This window comes from Streptomyces sp. NPDC093094, from assembly GCF_044754345.1.
Taxonomy (GTDB): Bacteria; Actinomycetota; Actinomycetes; order Streptomycetales; family Streptomycetaceae; genus Streptomyces.
In genome coordinates, this window is sequence record NZ_JBIVOX010000012.1 from 162,207 (window position 1) to 183,822 (window position 21,616).

General features: G+C 73.8%; 18 protein-coding genes. 13 read left to right on the forward strand and 5 right to left on the reverse strand.

All coding sequences use genetic code 11. The annotated features are described in order from the left end of the window. Nucleotides 1-109: 109 nt before the first annotated feature. From ACIQGV_RS25865 to ACIQGV_RS25880, 4 genes are all read left to right on the forward strand, one after another. On the forward strand, nucleotides 110-2,983 hold the full coding sequence (locus ACIQGV_RS25865; RefSeq protein WP_402498004.1) for an FAD-binding and (Fe-S)-binding domain-containing protein: 2,874 nt from the start codon (nucleotides 110-112) through the stop codon (nucleotides 2,981-2,983). 152 nt (nucleotides 2,984-3,135) lie between these two features. After that, nucleotides 3,136-4,041: an EamA family transporter gene (locus ACIQGV_RS25870; RefSeq protein ID WP_402498237.1), complete on the forward strand. Its 906-nt coding sequence runs from the start codon at nucleotides 3,136-3,138 to the stop codon at nucleotides 4,039-4,041. A gap of 116 nt (nucleotides 4,042-4,157) precedes the next feature. Then, entirely contained in the window at nucleotides 4,158-4,520 is a 363-nt protein-coding gene (locus tag ACIQGV_RS25875; RefSeq protein ID WP_402498005.1) for a DUF6247 family protein, read from the forward strand. After that, on the forward strand, nucleotides 4,517-4,777 hold the full coding sequence (locus tag ACIQGV_RS25880) for a hypothetical protein (protein WP_402498007.1): 261 nt from the start codon (nucleotides 4,517-4,519) through the stop codon (nucleotides 4,775-4,777). Before ACIQGV_RS25875 ends, ACIQGV_RS25880 begins: the two co-directional genes overlap by 4 nt. Nucleotides 4,778-4,782: 5 nt before the next feature. Here the strand turns inward: ACIQGV_RS25880 and ACIQGV_RS25885 are convergent, their stop codons facing one another. Together ACIQGV_RS25885 and ACIQGV_RS25890 are read right to left on the reverse strand one after the other, a co-directional pair. Continuing rightward, nucleotides 4,783-5,049: a DUF397 domain-containing protein gene (locus ACIQGV_RS25885; protein ID WP_402498009.1), complete on the reverse strand. Its 267-nt coding sequence runs from the start codon at nucleotides 5,047-5,049 to the stop codon at nucleotides 4,783-4,785. Next, entirely contained in the window at nucleotides 5,009-5,854 is an 846-nt protein-coding gene (locus tag ACIQGV_RS25890; protein WP_402498011.1) for a Scr1 family TA system antitoxin-like transcriptional regulator, read from the reverse strand. The genes ACIQGV_RS25885 and ACIQGV_RS25890 overlap by 41 nt, the downstream gene beginning before the upstream one ends. A gap of 135 nt (nucleotides 5,855-5,989) precedes the next feature. Here ACIQGV_RS25890 and ACIQGV_RS25895 point away from each other — a divergent pair, with 135 nt between their 5' ends. The 8 genes from ACIQGV_RS25895 (at nucleotide 5,990) to ACIQGV_RS25930 (ending at nucleotide 16,309) form a co-directional block, all read left to right on the forward strand. Next, on the forward strand, nucleotides 5,990-6,802 hold the full coding sequence (locus ACIQGV_RS25895) for a TIGR03084 family metal-binding protein (protein WP_402498013.1): 813 nt from the start codon (nucleotides 5,990-5,992) through the stop codon (nucleotides 6,800-6,802). Beyond that, nucleotides 6,799-8,466: an acyclic terpene utilization AtuA family protein gene (locus ACIQGV_RS25900; RefSeq protein WP_402498015.1), complete on the forward strand. Its 1,668-nt coding sequence runs from the start codon at nucleotides 6,799-6,801 to the stop codon at nucleotides 8,464-8,466. The genes ACIQGV_RS25895 and ACIQGV_RS25900 overlap by 4 nt, the downstream gene beginning before the upstream one ends. Further along, entirely contained in the window at nucleotides 8,463-10,061 is a 1,599-nt protein-coding gene (locus ACIQGV_RS25905) for an acyl-CoA carboxylase subunit beta (RefSeq protein WP_402498018.1), read from the forward strand. Before ACIQGV_RS25900 ends, ACIQGV_RS25905 begins: the two co-directional genes overlap by 4 nt. A gap of 5 nt (nucleotides 10,062-10,066) precedes the next feature. Then, nucleotides 10,067-11,911 (forward strand): acetyl/propionyl/methylcrotonyl-CoA carboxylase subunit alpha, encoded by a 1,845-nt coding sequence (locus ACIQGV_RS25910; RefSeq protein WP_402498020.1) that lies wholly within the window; start codon nucleotides 10,067-10,069, stop codon nucleotides 11,909-11,911. A 304-nt stretch (nucleotides 11,912-12,215) separates the two neighbouring features. Further along, nucleotides 12,216-13,355 carry an acyl-CoA dehydrogenase family protein gene (locus ACIQGV_RS25915; RefSeq protein ID WP_402498023.1) on the forward strand — a complete coding sequence of 380 codons (1,140 nt, stop codon included), beginning with the start codon at nucleotides 12,216-12,218 and terminating at the stop codon, nucleotides 13,353-13,355. A 40-nt stretch (nucleotides 13,356-13,395) separates the two neighbouring features. Then, entirely contained in the window at nucleotides 13,396-14,964 is a 1,569-nt protein-coding gene (locus ACIQGV_RS25920) for a 4-coumarate--CoA ligase family protein (protein ID WP_402498026.1), read from the forward strand. After that, complete coding sequence (locus ACIQGV_RS25925) at nucleotides 14,961-15,704, forward strand: enoyl-CoA hydratase family protein (protein ID WP_402498028.1); 744 nt, start codon at nucleotides 14,961-14,963, stop codon at nucleotides 15,702-15,704. The genes ACIQGV_RS25920 and ACIQGV_RS25925 overlap by 4 nt, the downstream gene beginning before the upstream one ends. Then, complete coding sequence (locus tag ACIQGV_RS25930; protein ID WP_402498031.1) at nucleotides 15,692-16,309, forward strand: TetR/AcrR family transcriptional regulator; 618 nt, start codon at nucleotides 15,692-15,694, stop codon at nucleotides 16,307-16,309. The genes ACIQGV_RS25925 and ACIQGV_RS25930 overlap by 13 nt, the downstream gene beginning before the upstream one ends. A gap of 41 nt (nucleotides 16,310-16,350) precedes the next feature. Here ACIQGV_RS25930 and pdxH read toward each other — a convergent pair whose 3' ends face one another. Then, on the reverse strand, nucleotides 16,351-17,025 hold the full coding sequence (pdxH, locus tag ACIQGV_RS25935; protein ID WP_402498033.1) for a pyridoxamine 5'-phosphate oxidase: 675 nt from the start codon (nucleotides 17,023-17,025) through the stop codon (nucleotides 16,351-16,353). Between the two features lie 223 nt (nucleotides 17,026-17,248). On the opposite strand from pdxH, the gene ACIQGV_RS25940 reads away from it, so the two are divergent. After that, nucleotides 17,249-18,349, forward strand: coding sequence for a citrate synthase 2 (locus ACIQGV_RS25940; protein WP_402498036.1), 1,101 nt, complete (start codon nucleotides 17,249-17,251; stop codon nucleotides 18,347-18,349). A 99-nt stretch (nucleotides 18,350-18,448) separates the two neighbouring features. On the opposite strand, the gene ACIQGV_RS25945 is transcribed toward ACIQGV_RS25940, so the two are convergent. Further along, entirely contained in the window at nucleotides 18,449-19,477 is a 1,029-nt protein-coding gene (locus ACIQGV_RS25945) for an isopenicillin N synthase family dioxygenase (protein ID WP_402498038.1), read from the reverse strand. A gap of 610 nt (nucleotides 19,478-20,087) precedes the next feature. Next, nucleotides 20,088-21,485 (reverse strand): PAS domain-containing protein, encoded by a 1,398-nt coding sequence (locus ACIQGV_RS25950; protein WP_402498040.1) that lies wholly within the window; start codon nucleotides 21,483-21,485, stop codon nucleotides 20,088-20,090. Nucleotides 21,486-21,616 lie beyond the last annotated feature (131 nt).

Below are 21,616 nucleotides of genomic sequence, written 5' to 3' on the forward strand. Positions count from 1 at the left end.
GTGAGGTTATCCGCTGGAGGAAACGCGGTCGAAACGACGTCCGTCCGCTGAGACGACCGGGGCGGCGGGCGTCCGCCCGCTGAGACGCCGGGGCTGATTGGGTGGAGCCATGCCCGAACTGGAAGCCGTACTGCGCAAGGCCGTCCGGGGCGACGTCCGCTTCGGCGTCACCGCCCGCGCGCTGGTCACCATGGACGCCTCCAACTACCGGCGGGTCCCGCTCGGCGTCGTCGCGCCCCGGGACGCCGACGACGTGGCGGCCGTGCTGGAGGTGTGCCGGGCGCACGGCGTGCCGGTGGTGCCGCGCGGCGGGGGGACGTCCATCGCCGGCCAGGCGACCGGGACGGGGATCGTCCTGGACTTCACCCGGCACATGAACCGGCTGCTGTCCCTCGACCCCGGCGCCCGTACCGCCGTCGTCCAGCCCGGACTCGTCCTCGACCGGCTCCAGGAGGCCGCCGCCCCGCACGGCCTGCGCTTCGGCCCGGACCCCGCCACCCACAGCCGCTGCACCCTCGGCGGGATGATCGGCAACAACTCCTGCGGCGCGCACTCGGTGGCCTGGGGGACGACCGCGGACAACGTGCGGGAGCTGGACGTCGTCACCGCGCGCGGGCGGCGGCTGCGGCTCGGGCCGGGCTGGGCCGGGGCGCCCGACGGGCTGCGGGAGCTGGCCGAGGGGGAACTCGCCCGGCTGCGCACCGGCTTCCCCGGCCTGCCCCGCCGTATCTCCGGCTACGCCCTGGACGCGCTGCTGCCCGAGAGGGGCGCGGACGTCGCCCGCTCCTTCTGCGGCTCGGAGGGCACGCTGGCCGTGCTCACCGAGGCGGTCGTGAAGCTGGTCGAGCCGCCGCGCGCACGGGCGCTGGCGGTGCTCGGGTACGCCGACGAGAGCGCGGCCGCCGAGGCGGCGCCGGGGCTGCTGCCCCTCGGGCCGCTGACGGTGGAGGGCATGGCGGCCGATCTGGTGCCGTCCCCCGCCGATCTGCCCCGGGGCGGGGCCTGGCTGTTCGTGGAGGCGGGCGGGGACACCCCGGCCGGGGCACGCGCGCACGCGGAGGCGGTCGTGCGCGCCGCCGACGCCCTGGACGCCCGGGTGGTGACCGACGCGGCGGGGCAGCGGGCGCTGTGGCGCATCCGCGAGGACGCCGCCGGTACGTCGACCCGGATGCCGGACGGCAGCGAGGCATGGCCCGGCTGGGAGGACTGCGCGGTGCCGCCCGCCCGGCTCGGCGCGTACCTGCGCGACTTCCGTGCCCTGCTCGCCGCGCACGGCCTGCGCGGCACGCCGTACGGCCACTTCGGCGACGGCTGCATCCATGTCCGCATCGACTTCGACCTGCTGAGCGAGGAGGGCGTGGCCCGCTTCCGCCGCTTCTCCGAGGAACTGGCCCGCCTCGTCGTCGCGCACGGCGGCTCGCTCTCCGGGGAGCACGGCGACGGACAGGCCCGCGCCGAACTGCTGCCGGTGATGTACGGCTCCGAGACGGTCGCCCTGTTCGAGCGGGCCAAGGCCGTCTGGGACCCCGACGACCTGCTCAACCCCGGCATCCTCGTCCGTCCGGCCCCCCTCGACACCGGCCTGCGCTTCGCGGTCCTCCCGCGCCGCCCGGTCGACGTGGCCTTCGGCTACCCGGACGACGGCGGCGACTTCTCCGCCGCCGTACGCCGCTGCGTGGGCGTCGCCAAGTGCCGTACGACGACGTCCGCCGGCCCCTCCGTGATGTGCCCGTCCTTCCGGGCGACCGGCGAGGAGGAGCACTCCACGCGCGGACGGGCCCGGCTGCTGCACGAGATGCTCGCCGGGGAACTGGTGACCGACGGGTGGCGCTCGACCGAGGTGCGCGACGCCCTGGACCTGTGCCTGTCCTGCAAGGGCTGCCGCTCGGACTGCCCGGTCGGCGTGGACATGGCCACCTACAAGGCGGAGTTCCTGCACCACCACTACGCGGGGCGCCGCCGCCCGGCCGCGCACTACGCGATGGGCCTGCTGCCGGTGTGGCTGCGCCTGGCGGCCCGGATGCGCGCGGCGGCGCCGCTGAACGCGCTGGCGGGTGTGCGCCCCCTCGCCCGCCTGGCCAGACGGATGGGCGGCATCGCGGCCGAGCGGGAGATCCCGAGGCTGGCGCGCGAGCCGTTCAGCCGCTGGTGGCGGCGGCGGGCGGCCGCCGGGCGGGGCTCGGGCGAGCCGGTGGTGCTGTGGCCGGACACCTTCACCGAGCATCTGTCCCCGTCGGCCGGCCGGGCGGCGGTGCGGGTGCTGGAGGCGGCCGGGCTGCGGGTGGCGCTGCCGCCGACGCTGCGGACCCGGGGCCGGGCCCTGGCGGACGGCCGGACGCGTTCCGTGACGGCCCTGCTCGGGGCCCGCAGGGGACGGGTGTGCTGCGGGCTGACGTACGTCTCCACCGGGCAGCTCGACCGGGCGCGCGCGGTGCTGCGCCGCACCCTGGACCTGATGGAGCCGGTGCTCGACGCCGGGGCGCCGGTCGTGGTGCTGGAGCCGAGCTGCGCGGCGGCACTGCGCACCGATCTGCCCGAGCTGCTGCCGGACGACCCCAGGGCGGCGCTCCTGGCCGGGCGGGTGCTCACCTTCGCCGAGGCGCTGGAGCGGTGCGCGCCCGGCTGGCGGCCGCCGGTGCTGGACCGGCCCGTGACCGGGCAGACCCACTGCCACCAGCACGCGGTCCTCGGCGACGCGGCCGAGCGGAGGCTGCGCGCCGCGGCCGGACTGACCGGCGAGCTGTCGGGCGGCTGCTGCGGACTGGCGGGGAACTTCGGCTTCGAGCGGGGGCACCACGACGTGTCGGTGGCCTGTGCGGAGGAGCAGCTGCTGCCGTCCGTGCGCTCGGCCCCGGCGGACTCGGTGGTCCTCGCGGACGGGTTCTCCTGCCGGACCCAGCTGGAGCAGCTGGCCGGGGTGCGGGGCCGGCATCTCGCGGAGGTGCTGGCGGAGGCCCTCCCCGATCAGGAGTCAGGTGCGTAAGGGGGGTGCACGCCTGACGTAAGTCCATTACTCTGGACTGGCAAGTGCATCGTGATGAACATGATCGCATCCGCGCCAGCCTCCAGGAAGCCCCCGTGAGCACTTCGAGCACCACCACCACGCAGTCCTCGGTGTCCACGGCGTCCGCGCCGGTGACCACGGCCGGGACCGGCGGGCGACGAGGCGGCTCCCTCGGCTCCCTGGGCCCCGTCGGTCTGGTGCTGGCGGGCGGGATCTCGGTGCAGTTCGGCGGCGCGCTCGCCGTCACCCTCATGCCGCGCGCGGGCGCGCTCGGCGTGGTGACGCTGCGGCTGCTGGTCGCCGCGATCGTGCTGCTGATCGTCTGCCGGCCCCGTCTGAAGGGGTACTCGCGCGCCGACTGGGGCACGGTCGTGGTCTTCGGGATCACCATGGGCGCGATGAACGGCCTGTTCTACGAGTCCGTCGACCGCATTCCGCTCGGCGCGGCCGTCACCCTGGAGGTCCTCGGCCCGCTCGCGCTGTCGGTGATCGCCTCCCGGCGGCTGGTGAACCTCGTCTGGGCCGGGCTCGCCCTCGCCGGAGTGTTCCTGCTCGGCGGCGGAGGCTTCGGCGATCTCGACCCGGCGGGCGTGGCCTTCGCGCTCGGCGCGGGCGCGATGTGGGCCGCCTACATCGTCTTCAGCGCCCGCACGGGCCGCCGCTTCCCCCAGGCGGACGGCCTCGCCCTGGCCATGGCGGTGGCGGCCCTGCTCTTCCTCCCCCTGGGCCTCGCCGAGTCGGGCGCGAAGCTCACCGACCCGGTGACGATCGGCCTGGGCGCGGGCGTGGCGATCCTGTCCTCCGTCCTGCCCTACACCCTCGAACTCCTCGCGCTGCGGCGCCTGCCCGCCTCCACCTTCGCGGTCCTGATGAGCCTGGAACCGGCCATCGCCGCGACGGCCGGCTTCCTCATCCTCGACCAGGCCCTCACGGCGGTCCAGTCCGCGGCGATCGCCCTGGTCATCGCCGCGAGCATGGGCGCGGTGCGCACCCAGGTGGGGCGACGGAAGGTGCCCGCGGAGGCGGGCGCTCTCTGAGCTTCGGGCCGCCCGGAGCTGTCCGGCCCGACTAGAGTCGGACCCGTGTTCCGAACCAACCGGCACCCGGCGCTCGGCCGGTCCGTCGGCTCCCCGGGCTCGAAGGGAACTGCAGCATGAGCCTGCAACACACCGAGGCCGCCGACGACCGCCCCGTGATCCCTCGTCCTGAGCGGTCACCGGGCGCTCTGCGTGCGGCCTGTGCCGTCGTGGCCCCCGCGCTCCTCCCGGCCTATGACAGGGCCAAGGACCAGGCGCTGGCGGAGGCCGTCGAGCACGGGTCACTGAAGCCCGTGCACGCGTATCTGGCTCACTGGGCCGCTCTCATCGAGATCGAGCGGCACCCGGAGACAGCGAAGCGGTACCACCGCGCCGAATACCTCGCCCGTGTGGCTGCCGCCCCGGAGGAGGCCCGCGAGCACCTCACCACGGCGAGCGTCCTCTACCGCGCCGCGGCCGAAGCGGTGGCGGCGCGGTGACCTGGTGCTGGGAGTACGTCCCGGACGAAGAAACCGTGGCGGCGGGTGCGCCGCCCGGATTCCTGGCCGAGGTGGAGAAAGCCGCCGACGAACTGGTCCGTGCCGCAGAGGCTCTGTACCTCCACGGGGCTGCGTACCAGGAGGTGGACGAAGGGGCCAAGCACGCCTTTGTCGCGGGTGGCTTCTTCGTCTACATGATCACGCCGAGGTCGGAGATGGTCACCATCTGGCAGATCACGCCCGACCCCGAGCTCTGACAGTGTCAGCCCTTGACCGATTCCACGAAAGCTGACCAGGCCCCTGCGGGGAAGCGCAGGGTGGGGCCGTGCTGGTTCTTGGAGTCGCGGACGGCGAGGTGGGGCCGGAGATCGGCGACCTCGACGCAGTCGCCTCCGGTGCCGCCGCTGTAGGACGACTTGCGCCAGGCGGCGGTGCCGAGGGGGGCGCACTCGACGCATTCGCCGCCCGTTCCCGAGCTGTACGAGGACTTACGCCACTCTGCTGGTGTCCGGTTCTGGCCGTTCTGCATAGCGTTCCTCCCGTACGCGGGCGATCAGCGCTGCCGAGTCCTCCACTGAAAGGGCCGCAGCTTGCAGGTGATCGTAACGATGCGAGCAGTCCCTGACGATGTCCGGGTTGGCGGACAGATATCCCTTGTCGTAGTTGTCCGAGTAGACGATGTCAGGGTTGCCGTCGAAGCGCAGGACGCTGAATGACCCTGCGGTGGCTGGATGCTGGCCCACCCCGAGGGGCAGGACCTGTAGGCGAACCTCACGCCGCTTCTGGAAACCCAGCAGGTGCGTCAACTGCTTCCGCATGGCCTCCCTGCCCGCGAACGGCCTGTGCAGCACGACCTCGTCCAGTACGACCCATAGCAGCGGTGGTTTCTCGCGTGTCAGGATGCGCTGGCGTTCCAGCCGCGCCGCAACCTGATCGTCGAGTTTCTCGGCCCAGCCGGTTTCCAGGACCGCCCGCGCGTACTCCGGCGTCTGGAGCAGGCCGTGCACCACCTGGGTCTGGAACGTCGCGATGTTCGTCGCTCGCGCCTCCAGCTCCGCGAACGGCTGAAGCCAACCCGGCAACTGGCTCCTCAGCACCAGCCCCACCAGCCGTGAGAACAGCCCGTCCGTGCCCAGCGCGGCATCCACCCGCTCCGAGAACTCCCTCGTCGGCACCTTCAGCGTCGTCTCGATCTGGCCGATCAGCGACCCCGTGCAGAAGACGATCGAGCCCAGGGCCTTCTGGGTCAGGCCCGCCGCCTCTCTCGCGCGGCGCAGTTCGTAGCCGTAGTAGTCCAACGGGGATGCGCTGGGGTCGAGTTCGCGGATGTGCACAGTGACCACCTCCTGTCACCGAGCGTAGCTTTGCGCATACGCACAGGTGCCGGAATTATTAATGCAAGCACGCTTGATTGTTTCCGGCGTCGCTGCCATGCTCCCCACCACGACACCCCGGAGGGGAGCACATCCGTGTCCGATCCGACGCCCGTGTTCGACGATCTGCGTGCCGAGAGCGAGGAACTCGACCACCTGGTGGCCGGGTTGGAGCCGCCGGGGTGGGCGACCGCCACCCCCGCGCCCCGCTGGAGCGTGGCCCACCAGATCGCGCACCTGGCCTGGACTGACCACTCGGCCCTGCTGGCCGTCACCGACGCCGACGCGTTCACCGCGCTGGTGGAGCAGGCCCTCAAGGCGCCCGGGTCGTTCGTCGACGACGGCGCCGACGAGGGGGCCGCGCTGCCGCCCGCCGAGCTGCTCGCCCGCTGGCGGGACGGGCGCCGGGCCCTGGACGAGGCCCTGCGGGCCGCGCCGCACGGCGCCCGTTTCCCCTGGTACGGCCCGCCGATGTCGGCCGCGTCCATGGCGACCGGCCGGCTGATGGAGACCTGGGCGCACGGCCAGGACGTCGCCGACGCGCTGGGCGTCGTACGGCCGGCCACCGACCGGCTGCGGCACGTGGCCCGGATCGGCGTCCGGGCGCGGGACTTCGCGTTCGGCGCGCACGGACTGACCCCGCCGGGAGAGGAGTTCCGTGTCGAACTCGACGCGCCCTCCGGGGACCTGTGGGCCTACGGCCCCGAGGACGCCGCCCAGCGGGTCACCGGCAGCGCCCTGGGCTTCTGCCTGCTGGTCACCCAGCGGGCGCATCGCGACGACCTCTCCCTGACCGCCGTGGGCGCGGACGCCGACCGCTGGCTGGACATCGCCCAGGCGTTCGCGGGGCCGCCCGGCGAGGGCCGTGCGCCCAAGGGGGCCGGGACGGCCGAGGAGGGCCGGGCGTGACGCTGCGCATCGGCAACGCCTCCGGCTTCTACGGCGACCGCTTCGACGCGATGCGCGAGATGCTCACCGGTGGCGGCCTCGACGTCCTCACCGGCGACTACCTGGCCGAACTGACCATGCTGATCCTCGGCCGGGACCGCCTGAAGGACCCGGAGGCCGGGTACGCGCGCACGTTCCTCGCCCAGCTGGAGGAGTGCCTGGGCCTCGCCCACGAGCGCGGGGTGAAGATCGTCGCCAACGCGGGCGGGCTGAACCCGGCCGGACTGGCCGTGCGGATCCGGCAGCTGGCCGGGCGGCTCGGCGTCCCCGTACGGGTCGCGCACGTGGAGGGCGACGACCTCACCGCGAGCCATCCCGGCAGCCTCGCCGCGCACGCCTACCTCGGCGGCTTCGGCATCGCCGAGTGCCTCAAGCAGGGCGCGGACGTCGTCGTCACCGGGCGGGTCACCGACGCCGCCCTGGTCACCGGGCCCGCCGCCGCGCACTTCGGCTGGGGTCCGGGCGACCTGGACCGGCTCGCGGGCGCGGTCGTCGCCGGGCACGTCCTGGAGTGCGGCACGCAGGCCACCGGCGGCAACTACGCCTTCTTCGCCGACGGCGACGTCACCCGCCCCGGCTTCCCCCTCGCCGAGCTCCACGAGGACGGCAGCAGCGTCGTCACCAAGCACCCCGGCACCGGCGGCTTCGTCGACGTCGGCACGGTCACCGCCCAGCTGCTGTACGAGACGCAGGGCGCCCGCTACGCCGGACCGGACGTCACCGCCCGGCTGGACACCGTACGGCTCACCCAGGACGGCCCCGACCGGGTCCGTGTCGACGGCGTGCGCGGCGAGGCCCCGCCGCCCGCCCTCAAGGTCGGCCGCAACACCCTCGGCGGCTGGCGCAACGAGGTCGTGTTCGTGCTCACCGGCCTCGACGTCGACGCCAAGGCCGCCCTGGTGCGGCGCCAGCTGGAGCCCGTCCTCGCCAAGATCGCCGACGCCCGCTGGGAGCTGGCCCGCACCGACCACGCCGACGCCGCCACGGAGGAGACCGCCAGCGCGCTGCTGCGGCTCGTCGTGCGCGACCCCGACCAGGCCGCCGTCGGCAAGGCGCTCAGCGGTGCCGCCGTCGAACTGGCGCTGGGGAGCTACCCCGGCTTCCACGTCGCCGACCTGCCCGGCCGGGGCACCCCGTACGGCGTCTTCGAGGCGTCGTACGTCCCCCAGGAGGCGGTCACGCACACGGCCGTGCTCGACGACGGGCGGCGGATCCCCGTGGCACCGCCCGCGGACACCCGCGTGCTCGACGAGGTGCCGCAGCCCCTGCTGCCCGAGCCGCTGCCCGCCGGTCCGGTGCGGCGTGCCCCGCTGGGGCTGGTCGCCGGAGCCCGCAGCGGCGACAAGGGCGGCGACGCGAACGTGGGGGTGTGGGCGCGCACCGAGCCCGCGTGGCGGTGGCTCGCGCACGAGCTGACCGCCGACAGGTTCCGCGAGCTGATCCCCGAGAGCCGCGACCTGCCGGTCACCCGGCACGTGCTGCCCGGTCTGCGCGCCCTGAACTTCGTCGTGGGGGGCGTCCTCGGCCGGGGCGTCGCCGCCCGGCACCGTTTCGACCCGCAGGCCAAGGCGCTCGGCGAATGGCTGCGCTCCCGCCACCTGGACATCCCGGAGGTTCTGCTGTGACCGTCCTGTCCTCGGCCCTGGATCCCGCGAGCGCGGAGTACCGGGCGAACCGCGAGGCGATGCTCGCCAGGCTCGCCGGGCTGGACACCGAGCACGCCAAGGCCCTCGCGGGCGGCGGCGAGAAGTACGTCGCCCGGCACCGGGGGCGCGGCAAGCTCCTCGCCCGCGAACGCATCGAGCTGCTCCTCGACCCGGACACGCCGTTCCTGGAGCTGTCGCCGCTGGCGGCCTGGGGCAGCGAGTACGCCGTGGGTGCCTCGCTCGTCACCGGCATCGGGGTGGTGGAGGGCGTGGAATGCCTGATCACCGCCAACGACCCGACCGTGCGCGGCGGGGCCTCCAACCCGTGGTCGCTGAGGAAGGCGCTGCGCGCCAACGACATCGCGCTCGCCAACCGGCTGCCCTGCATCAGCCTGGTGGAGTCGGGCGGGGCCGACCTGCCCTCCCAGAAGGAGATCTTCATCCCCGGCGGGGCGGTCTTCCGGGACCTCACCCGGCTGTCGGCGGCCGGGATCCCCACGGTCGCGGTCGTGTTCGGCAACTCCACCGCCGGAGGCGCCTACGTCCCCGGCATGTCCGACCACGTGATCATGGTCAAGGACCGGGCCAAGGTGTTCCTCGGCGGGCCGCCGCTGGTGAAGATGGCCACCGGCGAGGAGAGCGACGACGAGTCGCTCGGCGGTGCCGACATGCACGCCCGGGTGTCCGGCCTCGCCGACCACTTCGCCGTCGACGAGCAGGACGCCCTGCGCCAGGCCCGCCGGGTGGTCGCCCGCCTCAACCACCGCAAGGCGTACGGCGATCCGGGCCCGGCCGAGCCGCCCAAGTACGACCCCGACGAGCTGCTGGGCATCGTGCCCGGCGACCTCAAGGTGCCCTTCGACCCGCGCGAGGTGATCGCGAGGATCGTCGACGCCTCCGACTTCGACGAGTTCAAGCCGCTGTACGGGACCAGCCTGGCCACCGGCTGGGCGAGCCTGCACGGCTACCCGGTCGGCATCCTGGCCAACGCCCAGGGGGTCCTGTTCAGCGAGGAGTCGCAGAAGGCGGCCCAGTTCATCCAGCTCGCCAACCAGCGCGACATCCCGTTGGTCTTCCTGCACAACACCACCGGCTACATGGTCGGCCGCGAGTACGAGCAGGGCGGCATCGTCAAGCACGGCTCGATGATGATCAACGCGGTCTCCAACTCGAAGGTCCCGCATCTGTCGGTCCTGATGGGCGCCTCCTACGGCGCCGGGCACTACGGCATGTGCGGCCGCGCCTACGACCCGCGCTTCCTGTTCGCCTGGCCCAGCGCCAAGTCGGCCGTCATGGGCCCGCAGCAGCTCGCCGGCGTGCTGTCGATCGTGGCCCGGCAGTCCGCGGCCGCGAAGGGGCAGCCGTACGACGACGAGGCGGACGCCGCCCTGCGCGCGATGGTCGAGCAGCAGATCGAGTCCGAGTCGCTGCCGATGTTCCTGTCCGGGCGGCTCTACGACGACGGCGTCATCGACCCGCGCGACACCCGCACCGTTCTCGGCCTGTGTCTGTCCGCCGTCCACACCGCGCCCTTCGAGGGCGTGCGCGGCGGCTTCGGCGTCTTCCGGATGTGAGACGAATGATTACTTCTGTTCTGGTCGCGAACCGGGGCGAGATCGCCTGCCGCGTCTTCCGCACCTGCCGTGAGCTGGGCATCCGGACGGTGGCCGTGCACTCGGACGCCGACGCGCACGCCCTGCACACCCGCATGGCCGACACGGCCGTACGCCTCCCGGGGGCGGCTCCCGCGGAGACCTATCTGCGCGGCGACCTCGTCGTGAAGGCCGCTCTCGCCGCGGGCGCCGACGCCGTGCACCCCGGCTACGGCTTCCTCTCCGAGAACGCCGGCTTCGCACGGGCCGTCCTGGACGCCGGTCTGGTGTGGATCGGGCCGCCGCCGGAGGCCGTCGAGGCGATGGCGTCCAAGACCCGCGCCAAGGAGCTGCTGGGGATCGCGCCCCTGGCCGAGGTCACCGAGGCCGATCTGCCGGTCCTGGTGAAGGCGGCCGCGGGCGGCGGCGGGCGCGGCATGCGTGTCGTACGCCGCCTGGAGGACCTGGCCGGCGCGCTGGAGGGCGCCCGCGCGGAGGCCGTGAGCGCGTTCGGCGACGGCGAGGTGTTCGTCGAGCCGTACGTCGAGAACGGCCGCCATGTCGAGGTGCAGGTCCTCGCCGACACCCACGGCACGGTGTGGGCGCTCGGCACCCGCGACTGCTCCCTCCAGCGCCGCCACCAGAAGGTGATCGAGGAGGCCCCGGCACCGGGCCTGCCCGCCGGGCTCGCCGAGGAACTGCGCGAGCTGGCCGTGCGCGCCGCGCGTGCCGTGCACTACGCGGGCGCGGGCACGGTCGAGTTCCTGGTCGCCGACGGCCGGGCGCACTTCCTGGAGATGAACACCCGCCTCCAGGTCGAACACCCCGTCACGGAGGAGGTCTTCGGCCTCGACCTCGTGGCCGAGCAGATCAGGATCGCGGAGGGGGCGGCCCTGCCGGGCGAGCCGCCCCCCGCCCGCGGCCACGCCGTGGAGGCCCGCCTCTACGCCGAGGACCCGGCCCGCGGCTGGGCCCCGCAGACCGGCACCCTGCACCGCCTGGCCGCCCCCGACGGCATCCGTCTGGACACCGGCTGCGCCGACGGCGACGAGATCGGCGTCCACTACGACCCGATGCTCGCCAAGCTGGTCGCCCACGCGCCGACCCGCGCGGAGGCCGTCCGCCGGCTGGCCGGAGCCCTGGAACGCCTGACCCTGCACGGCCCGGCCACCAACCGGGGCCTGCTCCTGGCGTCCCTGCGGCACGAGGAGTTCGCCTCGGCCCGCATGGACACCGGCTTCTACGACCGCCACCTCGCGGACCTCCATGAGCCGGCCGACCCGCTCGCCCCGCTGGCCGCCGCCCTCGCCGACGCCGCACGCGGCGGCTCCCGCTTCGGCGGCGGCTGGCGCAACCTGTCCTCCCAGCCGCAGATCAAGCGCTACGAGCTGGCGGGGGAGGAGGTGGAGGCCGCCTACCACCACACCCGCGAGGGCCTCCGGGCGGACGGGGTCCGGGTGGTCCACGCCGCCGCGGATCTCGTCGTCCTCGAAGTGGACGGTGTGCGGCGGAAGTTCGAGGTGGCGGCGTACGGCGACCGGATCCACGTCAACACCACGGCCCTGCGGGCTCTTCCGCGCTTCCCCGAGCCCGAGACCCAGCACGCCCCCGGCTCGCTCCTGGCCCCCATGCCGGGAACGGTCGTCCGTCTCGCCGACGGCCTGGAGGCGGGCGCCACGGTGCAGGCGGGCGACCCGCTGATCTGGCTGGAGGCCATGAAGATGCAGCACCAGATCACTGCCCCGGCGACGGGAACGCTGGCCGCCCTGCACGCCGTACCGGGTCAGCAGGTGCAGCCGGGCGAGCTGCTGGCAGTGGTGCACGAAGCCTAGTGCTGTGACCGGAAAGGTTCACCGGCTCGCGACGCCCGGCACGGCCCTCCCCCAGCCTCCGGCCGGGGGCACCCCCACGCCGCGTTGTCGCATCACCCGAGTACATCCAGTACGCGGGCGATGCTCCGCCTTGCGATGCTCCCCCACTGCCCGAAAGGCGTGGGGGTACCCCCGGCACCGGACGCCGCGAGCCTTCCGGCAAACCTTTCCGGTCACAGCACTAGGGGCGCGGGGCCGCACCGATGTGCGGCTCCGCCGCGCGAGCGCGAGCAACCACCCACGACGGAAAGCCCGAAGGAGAGCAATGACCACCCACATCGAATCGGAAGAACAAAAGGCCCTCCGCGACGCAGTCGCCGCCCTCGGCAGACGTCACGGCCCCGACCACGACCGGGAGCGGCTCTGGGCGGAGGCGGGCAAGCTCGGGTACCTCGGCGTCAACCTGCCGGAGGCGTACGGCGGCGGAGGCGGCGGCATCACCGAACTCTCCATCGTCCTGGAGGAGCTGGGAGCCGCGGGCTCACCCCTGCTCATGCTGGTGGTCAGCCCCGCGATCTGCGGCACGGTGATCGCCCGCTTCGGCACGGAGGCCCAGAAGCAGGAGTGGCTCCCCGCCCTCGCCGACGGCAGCAGGACGATGGCGTTCGGCATCACCGAACCCGACGCCGGTTCCAACAGCCACCGCATCACCACGACCGCCCGCCGGGACCCGGCGTCGGGCGACTGGCTCCTCACCGGCCGCAAGGTGTTCGTCTCCGGTGTCGACATCGCGGACGCGACCCTGATCGTCGGCCGCACCGAGGACGCCCGCACCGGCAGCCTCAAGCCCTGCCTGTTCATCGTCCCCAGGGACGCCGAGGGCTTCGGGCGCCGGCACATCGACATGGAGCTCCAGGCCGCGGAGAAGCAGTTCGAGCTGACCCTCGACGACGTCCGGCTGCCCGCGGACGCGCTGGTCGGCGACGAGGACGCCGGGCTGCTGCAGCTCTTCGCCGGCCTCAACCCCGAACGGATCATGACGGCCGCGTTCGCGATCGGCATGGGCCGCCACGCCCTGGGCAAGGCGATCGAGTACGCCCGTGACCGCACGGTCTGGAAGACCCCCATCGGCGCCCACCAGGCCATCGCGCACCCCCTCGCCCAGGCGCACATCGAGCTGGAGCTGGCCCGGCTGATGATGCAGAAGGCGGCGCATCTGTACGACGCCGGGGACGACATGGGCGCGGGCGAGGCCGCGAACATGGCGAAGTACGCGGCGGGGGAGGCATGCGTGAAGGCGGTCGACCAGGCCGTGCACACGCTCGGCGGGAACGGTCTCACGCGCGAGTTCGGGCTCGCCCGGTTGATAACGGCCGCGCGCGTGGCTCGTATTGCTCCGGTGAGCCGGGAGATGATTCTCAACTACGTCTCCCACCAGACCCTGGGCCTGCCCAAGTCGTACTGATCCGGTACCGATCCGGCACAGCGCCCCGTCAGGAGGAACCGTGTTCCGCAGCGAGTACGCAGACGTTCCGCCCGTCGACCTGCCCATCCACGACGCGGTCCTGGGCCGGGCCGCCGAGTTCGGTGACGCGCCCGCGCTGGTCGACGGCACGGACGGCACCACGATCACCTACGCCCAGCTGGACCGGTTCCACCGGCGGATCGCCGCCGCGCTCGCCGACGCCGGGGTGCGCAAGGGCGATGTCCTCGCCCTGCACAGCCCCAACACGATCGCCTTCCCGACCGCGTTCTACGCCGCCACGCGGGCGGGTGCCTCGGTGACCACCGTGCATCCGCTCGCGACGGCGGAGGAGTTCGCCGGGCAGCTCCGCGACAGCGCGGCCCGCTGGATCGTCACCGTCTCGCCGCTGCTCCAGACCGCCCGCCGGGCCGCCGAACTCGCGGGCGGGGTGCGGGAGATCTTCGTGTGCGACAGCGCGCCGGGCCACCGCTCGCTGATCGACATGCTCGCCTCGACGGCGCCCGAGCCGGAGATCGCGTTCGACCCGGGGCAGGACGTGGCCGCACTGCCGTACTCCTCGGGCACCACCGGCGTGCCCAAGGGGGTGATGCTCACCCACCGGCAGATCGCGACGAACCTCGCCCAGCTGGAGCCGGCCGTGCCCGCCGGGCCGGGCGAGCGTGTCCTCGCCGTCCTGCCGTTCTTCCACATCTACGGGCTCACCGCCCTGATGAACGCGCCCCTGCGGGTGGGCGCCACCGTCGTGGTCCTGCCCCGCTTCGAGCTGGAGGGCTTCCTCGCCGCCCTCCAGAACCACCGCATCACGGGCCTGTACGTCGCCCCGCCGATCGTGCTGGCGCTGGCGAAGCACCCGGCGGTCGCGCAGTACGACCTGTCGTCGCTGAAGTACCTGATCAGCGCGGCCGCACCGCTGGACGCCCGGCTCGCCGCGGCCTGCTCCCGGCGGCTCGGCCTGCCGCCGGTCGGCCAGGCGTACGGCATGACCGAGCTGTCGCCGGGCACGCACGTGGTGCCGCTGGACGCCATGGAGCAGGCCCCGCCGGGCACGGTGGGACGGCTGATCGCGGGCACGCAGATGCGGATCGTGTCCCTCGACGACCCCGGCAAGGATCTCGGCGCCGGCGAGAGGGGCGAGATCCTCATCCGCGGCCCGCAGGTCATGAAGGGCTACCTCGGCCGCCCCGACGCCACCGCCGAGATGATCGACGCCGACGGCTGGGTGCACACCGGCGACGTCGGCCGGGTCGACGAGGACGGCTGGCTGTTCGTCGTCGACCGGGTCAAGGAACTCATCAAGTACAAGGGCTTCCAGGTGGCGCCCGCCGAGCTGGAGGCGCTGCTGCTCACCCATCCCGGCATCGCGGACGCCGCCGTCGTCGGGGCCCGTGACGAGGACGGCAACGAGATCCCGCACGCCCACGTCGTACGCGGGCCGGACGCGGGCGGACTCACGGAAGGGGAGGTCATGATGCACGTCGCCGAGCGCGTCGCCCCGTACAAGCGGGTCCGCAGGGTCACCTTCGTCGACAGCGTGCCGCGGGCCGCGTCGGGGAAGATCCTGCGGCGGGAACTGAGGGAGCCGGCGTGACCCTGATCGGCCGTACCCGGGTCCGCGGGATCGAGACCCTCTCGCTGGACTCCCCGGACACCCGCAACGCGCTCTCGGCCGCCCTGGTGGGCGAGCTCACGGACGCGCTCACGGACTGCGCGAAGGACGCCGGGGTGCGCGCGGTCGTCCTCACCCACACCGGCAACACCTTCTGCGCGGGGGCCGACCTGCGCGACCCGCCCCCCGCGGACGCGCTGGTCGGGCTGCTGCGGCAGATCGTCGAGCTGCCCAGGCCGGTCGTCGCCCGGGTCACCGGGCACGTCCGCGCGGGCGGCCTCGGCCTGCTGGGCTGCTGCGACATCGCGGTGGCCGCCGGCACGGCGAGCTTCGCGTTCACCGAGGTCCGGATCGGGGTCGCGCCGGCCGTCATCTCCCTGCCGCTGCTGCCCCGCACGGACCCGCGCGCCCTCGCCCGCTACTGCCTCACCGGCGAGCGCCTCGACGCCGCCGAGGCCGCCCGCATCGGCCTGCTGACGGCGGCGGGCGGGGACGGCGAGGACGTCGACGCCGTGCTGGAGCCCGTCCTGGACGGACTGCGCCGGTCCGCGCCCGAGGCCCTGGCCGAGACCAAGAGGCTGCTCACGGCTAGGGTGCTGGAGGCATTCGACCGGGACGCGGCACAGCTGACCGCGCTCTCGGCCCGGCTGTTCGCCTCCCCGCCCGCGCGGGAGGGGATGACGGCCTTCCTCGAACGACGGGATCCCCCATGGGTGCTGTGACGGCAGACGAACGTGTCGACCGCGCCGACCGCGTCCCCAAGCAGGACCGCAGCCGGGCCACCCGGCAGCGGCTCCTGGAGGCCGCCGTGGCCGCTCTCGCCGAGCACGGCTGGGCGGGCTCCACGGTCTCCGTCGTCGCCGAGCGCGCGGGTGTCTCGCGGGGCGCGGCCCAGCACCACTTCCCGACCCGCGAGGACCTGTTCACGGCCGCCGTCGAGTACGTCGCCGAGGAGCGGTCCACGGCCCTGCGCGACCTGTTCCCCGAGGGTGCGGGGGACCGGCGGGCGGTCGTCTCCGCGCTCGTCGGCCTCTACACCGGCCCGCTGTTCCGGGCCGCCCTGCATCTGTGGGTGGCCGCGTCCGACGAGGAGCAGCTGCGCGGCCGGGTCACCGAGCTGGAGGGCCGGGTGGGCCGGGAGAGCCACCGGATAGCCGTCGAACTGCTCGGCGCGGACGAGTCCCGGCCCGGCGTCCGCGAGACCGTCCAGGGCCTGCTGGACATGGCCCGGGGCCTGGGGCTGGCGAATCTCCTCACGGACGACGGGGCGCGACGGGAGCGGGTCGTGGCGCAGTGGGCGCGGCTGCTGGACGAGGCGCTGGACTGACGGGGTCCTTCCGGGCCCGCGCCCCGTGCCCCGCGGCCGGCTCAGGGCGCGAGCCGCTCCACCTGCCAGCTGCCGTCGGGCCGTTCGACGTAGCGCAGCCGGTCGTGCAGCCGGTTCTCGCGGCCCTGCCAGAACTCCACCGACCGCGGGGCGACCCGGAAGCCGCCCCAGTGCGGCGGCACCGGCAGCTGCTCGCCCGGTGCGTAGCGGGCGTCCAGCTCGGCGTAGGAGGTCTCCAGGTCGGCGCGGCCGGCGATCACCGTGGACTGGTCGCTGGCCCAGGCGCCGAGCTGCGAGCCGTGCGGCCGGCTGCGGAAGTACGCCTCCGTCTCGTCCCGGCCGGTGCGCCGGGCCACCCCGGTGACGATGACCTGCCGGGCCATCGGGTACCAGGGGAACAGCAGTGACACGTACGGGTTGGCGGCCAGGTCGCGGCCCTTGCGGGAGTCGTAGTTGGTGTAGAAGACGAAGCCCCGCTCGTCGAACTGCTTCAGCAGCACGGTGCGGGAGGTGGGCCGCCCCTCGGCGTCGGCCGTCGACACCACCATCGCGTTCGGCTCGAACAGCCGGCCCTCCGTCGCGGCCTGCTTGAACCAGCGCGCGAACTGTTCCACGGGCGTGGCGGCCAGATCGGTCTCGGCGAGCCCCTCGGTCCGGTACTGCTTGCGCATCGCGGCCGGGTCGGGGAGGACGGGTGCGGCGTCGGAGTCGGTCACGCGGGTCATCTTGCCGCATGCCCGGCCGTCGACCACTGGTGGCACTCAGTGCCGCAAACCCTCCCCGAAAGTGGCACTCAGGGATATGGTGCTGATGCCAGCCAGGTTGGGTGACCGCCGACCGTACGGGGCATCACTGGGGTGACAGCCCAGGACCGCCAGTTCCCGCACGGACCGTGGATCCATCGGCGTCATCTCTCGAACTGATCATGAGGAGCCGCAGATGTCCGACTTCGTACCCGGACTCGAAGGAGTCGTCGCGTTCGAGACGGAGATCGCCGAACCGGACAAGGAGGGCGGCGCGCTGCGGTACCGGGGCGTCGACATCGAGGACCTCGTCGGCCATGTCTCCTTCGGCAACGTATGGGGCCTGCTGGTCGACGGCGCCTTCAACCCCGGACTGCCCCCCGCCGAGCCCTTCCCGATCCCCGTCCACTCCGGCGACATCCGCGTCGACGTCCAGTCCGCACTCGCCATGCTCGCCCCCGTGTGGGGCCTGAAACCCCTGCTGGACATCGACGCCGGACAGGCCCGCGACGACCTCGCCCGCGCCGCCGTCATGGCCCTGTCCTACGTCGCCCAGTCCGCCCGCGGGCAGAGCCTGCCCATGGTCCCGCAGAGCGAGATCGACAAGGCGAAGTCCGTCGTCGAACGCTTCATGATCCGCTGGCGCGGCGAACCGGACCCCAAGCACGTCGCCGCCGTCGACGCCTACTGGACGTCCGCCGCCGAGCACGGCATGAACGCCTCCACCTTCACCGCGCGCGTCATCGCCTCCACGGGCGCGGACGTCGCCGCGGCCCTGTCCGGCGCCGTCGGCGCCATGTCCGGCCCCCTGCACGGCGGCGCCCCCTCCCGTGTCCTGCACATGATCGAGGAGATCGAGCGCTCCGGCGACGCCGACGCCTATGTCAGGCAGGCCCTCGACCGGGGCGAGCGCCTCATGGGCTTCGGCCACCGGGTCTACCGGGCCGAGGACCCCCGGGCGCGCGTGCTGCGCCGCACCGCCCGTGAGCTGGGCGCACCCCGCTTCGAGGTCGCCGAGGCGCTGGAGAAGGCGGCGCTGGCGGAGCTCCACGCCCGGCGGCCCGACCGGGTCCTCGCCACGAACGTCGAGTTCTGGGCGGCCATCGTGCTGGACTTCGCCGAGGTCCCCGCCAGCATGTTCACGTCCATGTTCAGCTGCGCCCGTACGGCGGGCTGGTCGGCGCACATCCTGGAGCAGAAGCGCACCGGCCGGCTGGTGCGGCCGTCCGCCCGGTACATCGGCCCCGGGCCGCGCGACCCGCGCGCGGTCGAGGGGTACGCGGACATCGCCGACTGACCCCGGCCCGGGACGGGCGCGGGCAGCTGCGGGTCCGGCGACGGCCGGCCGCGCGGCTCCCCGCGCCCCTTCGGGACGTCCCTTCGCGCCGGGCGTCCCCTACGCCGGGGCCGGCAGCTCCGCGTGATGGCGCTCCGCCACCGGCGGATGGGCCCGGAGCTTGCCCTTGAGCTCGTTGTAGCCGTACTCCGCGAAGAGCGGGTTCGCCGGATCGTCGGTGACGCCGGGCGCCGTGGAGGCGTACGGGAAGACGAGGGGCTCCACCCGGGCGTCCAGGCGCGGGTTGTAGAAGAACGGCACGGAGAACCGCTCGGTGGCCCCGGGCGGTGAGACGACCCGGTGATTGGTGGCGAGGAGATAGCCGTCGGTGGCGACCTCCAGCAGCTCGCCCAGGTTGACGACGAACGCGCCCGGCAGCGGCGGCACGTCGTGGAACAGCCCGTCCTCGCGCTGCACCTGGAGGCCGCCCACCTGGTCCTGGAGCAGCAGCGTCAGGAAGCCGTAGTCCTTGTGCGCGCCCACGCCCTGGTCCGCCCCGTCGGCGGCGCTGCCCGGGTAGCGCACCAGCTTCAGATGCGGGTGGGCGTGCTCGCCGAAGACATGGTCGTAGAAGTCCGGCCGGGCGCCGATGGACGCCAGCAGCTCGTGCAGCAGCTTCCCGGCGACGCCGCTGAGCCGCTCCACCCAGGTCAGCGCGGCGGTCCGCAGCTCCGGCAGCGCGTCCGGCCACTGGTTGGGCCCCTGGAGCCACCAGTACGCCGGCTCGCCCGCCGCGGGGATCCGCGCGGGCCGCTCGGCCCCGATGTCCAGCTGGTCCCGCCAGTCCTGCCGCCCGCCGGTCTGCTCGTCACCGGTGCGGGTGTACCCGCGGAAGTGCGGCGAGTTCACGTTGTCGAGGGCCAGCCGCTGCTCGGCGGGCAGTGCGAAGAACCGCCGCATGGCGGTCAGCAGCCGCCGGGTCTCCTCGTCCGTGACCCCGTGCCCGACGAGCTGGAAGAACCCCACGTCGTGCGCGGCGCTGTGCAGCTGGGCGTGCAGCAGGGCCCGCGCCTCGGGGCCCCGGTCGGCGGCGGAGAGGTCGATGATCGGCAGTTGCTGGTACGACGGGGTGGTCGACACGTTCGTCATGATGCGTCCGCGGGTGTACGGGGTCCCGGACGCCGCGAGGGGTGGGCGGCGCGCGGGTGCCGGATGGGCAGAGAGGGAGGCGCAGGACCCGGAGGGCTGCTGAAGCCGCCGGAACAGCGGGGCGGATGGGCCTGAGGCTCAGACGGAGCGTCGACAGCCCATGCTCGTGACGCGGACGTAGTCCACGTGGCGGCGTCGAACGAGCAAAAGCATGCGCCCAGGGTACTGCGCACCGGAGGATTCGTACGTGACGCAGCTCACGGCCGCACGTATTCCTGTCCTCGCGGGGCAGGGCGGGGCGAAGTGGGGCCGGGCGGGGTGAACGCAGGCGACCCGCGAGTCGGGTTCCTCCGGAGAGGAGCCGGCCGGACTTACCGGCGACTCGCGGGTCGGGTGACTGCGTTGAATTGGCCGGCTGCGTGCAGCTCGCGCACGCTGGTCCGGCACCGCACAGGGCGGGTGGCGGGCCGCTAGCCCGCGGTCACCTCACGCGTCCGGTTTCCATACATCTGCCGAACCACCTCCTTTCAGCGTTGGGCATCACCTTAGGAACCGGCGGGCCGCCGTTCAACGGGTTTTCCGAGAGGTTTGCCGAGTCCCGTCACTCCTGTCACTCCCGCCCCGTCAGCCCCGCCAGATCCAGTGCCGACGCGATCCGCACGGCCACGTCCTCGGCGTACGCGGCGTCGGAGCGCTCGAACGGGGTGCGGCCGGAGCCGCGCAGGAAGGTGACCGCGCCCAGGGTGCGGCCGCGGCTGCGCAGCACCGCGCACAGGGCGTGGACCGTCCCGTCGGGCCACTGGCGGGCCAGGGCCCACTCGCGGGTGTGCTCGGCGGACGCCGGGCCGACGCTCGCCCGGACGGTCCCGGTCCGCTCCACGCAGCTGAGCGCCGGGTGCCCCTCCGGGTAGCGGGCCGGCAGTCCCGCGCGGCCCGTGAGGAGGCTCGGGCCGGGAGTGCCGGACGGGGTCGCGGCCAGCCGCACCAGCCGGACCGGCGCGTTCTGCGTGCCGTCGGCCGCCGTGCCGCCCGCGACCCGGTCGACCAGGGCGTGGTCGGCGAACCCGGCCAGCGCGAAGTCCAGATGGACGGTGGCCGCCTCCATCGGGTCCTCGCACTCCGAGGCGGCACGCGCGGCACGATGCAGCTGGTTGGTGCGGAACCGCAGCAGGGACGCCTCCTGCTCGCCCTGCTTGGCCTCGGTGACGTCCTGGAACAGCCACCCCACCCCCAGTGGCACCGGCTCCTCCGCCAGCGGGGAGGCGAGCCGCACGAAGCCGCAGCGCCAGCAGCGGCGCCGCTCCCCGTCGGGCGTGCGCACACCCACCCAGATCTCGGCGGGCGCGGGCGGAGCGCCCTCGGCCAGCACATGGGTGAGCGCGCTCTCCAGCTCCTCCACGCCCTGCGAGAGCAGCTCTCCCAGCGGACGCCCCAGCGCGGAGGTGCGTCCGGTGCCCAGCGCGCGGGCCGCGTGCGCGTTGACCACGGCGGGCCGCAGATCGGCGTCGACCAGCACGACACCCCAGGAGGCGTCCTCGAAGAGGGCCTCGCTCAGCGCGATGGACCGCTCCAGGTCGATCTGCGTGTGCACCTCGCTGAACGCGCAGTACACCCCGGCCGGCTTGCCGTCGGGGCCGCGGACGGCCGCGGACTGGGTGCGCACCAGCACCCGCCCGCCGTCCTTGGTCAGCAGGGCGAACTCGTGCACCTGGCGGCCGGGCGCGTGCATGACGGACAGCAGCCGCCCCTCCACGTCGTCCGCGTCGGCGCTGCGCACCGCCCATCCGGCGAATCCGTGCCGTCCCACCGCCTCGGCCGCCGTCCAGCCGAGGATCCGCTCCGCCTCGCGGTTCCAGTGGGTGACGGCCCCGTCCGCGTCGAAGGCGCACAGGGCCGCGTCCATGCCGTCCAGCAGCGCGGCGAGCAGGTCCGAGTCGTCCCGGTCCGGCTGTCCGGGCTCGTCGGGTCCCAGTTCGTCCGTGGTCCCACTACGCCGTGAAGCACTCACCTGGACCCCCTGCAGGCTGCGTCCGCACGAACGGCGCGTCGGTTCGCTCACTTGCAATCATTCAACTCGAACGTGACGCAGCCCACATATGGTTCCGGCAAGATTGCCGGGGAATCGTTGTGGGACGCCGA

What these genes read in the sequence shown, in the direction of transcription:
- ACIQGV_RS25910 (WP_402498020.1), top strand. Translation starts at nt 10,067, where the DNA reads ATGATTACTTCTGTTCTGGTCGCGAACCGGGGCGAGATCGCCTGCCGC.
- ACIQGV_RS25875 (WP_402498005.1), top strand. Translation starts at nt 4,158, where the DNA reads ATGAGCCTGCAACACACCGAGGCCGCCGACGACCGCCCCGTGATCCCT.
- ACIQGV_RS25865 (WP_402498004.1), top strand. Translation starts at nt 110, where the DNA reads ATGCCCGAACTGGAAGCCGTACTGCGCAAGGCCGTCCGGGGCGACGTC.
- ACIQGV_RS25930 (WP_402498031.1), top strand. Translation starts at nt 15,692, where the DNA reads ATGGGTGCTGTGACGGCAGACGAACGTGTCGACCGCGCCGACCGCGTC.
- ACIQGV_RS25945 (WP_402498038.1), bottom strand. Translation starts at nt 19,477, where the DNA reads ATGACGAACGTGTCGACCACCCCGTCGTACCAGCAACTGCCGATCATC.
- ACIQGV_RS25885 (WP_402498009.1), bottom strand. Translation starts at nt 5,049, where the DNA reads ATGCAGAACGGCCAGAACCGGACACCAGCAGAGTGGCGTAAGTCCTCG.
- ACIQGV_RS25940 (WP_402498036.1), top strand. Translation starts at nt 17,249, where the DNA reads ATGTCCGACTTCGTACCCGGACTCGAAGGAGTCGTCGCGTTCGAGACG.
- ACIQGV_RS25915 (WP_402498023.1), top strand. Translation starts at nt 12,216, where the DNA reads ATGACCACCCACATCGAATCGGAAGAACAAAAGGCCCTCCGCGACGCA.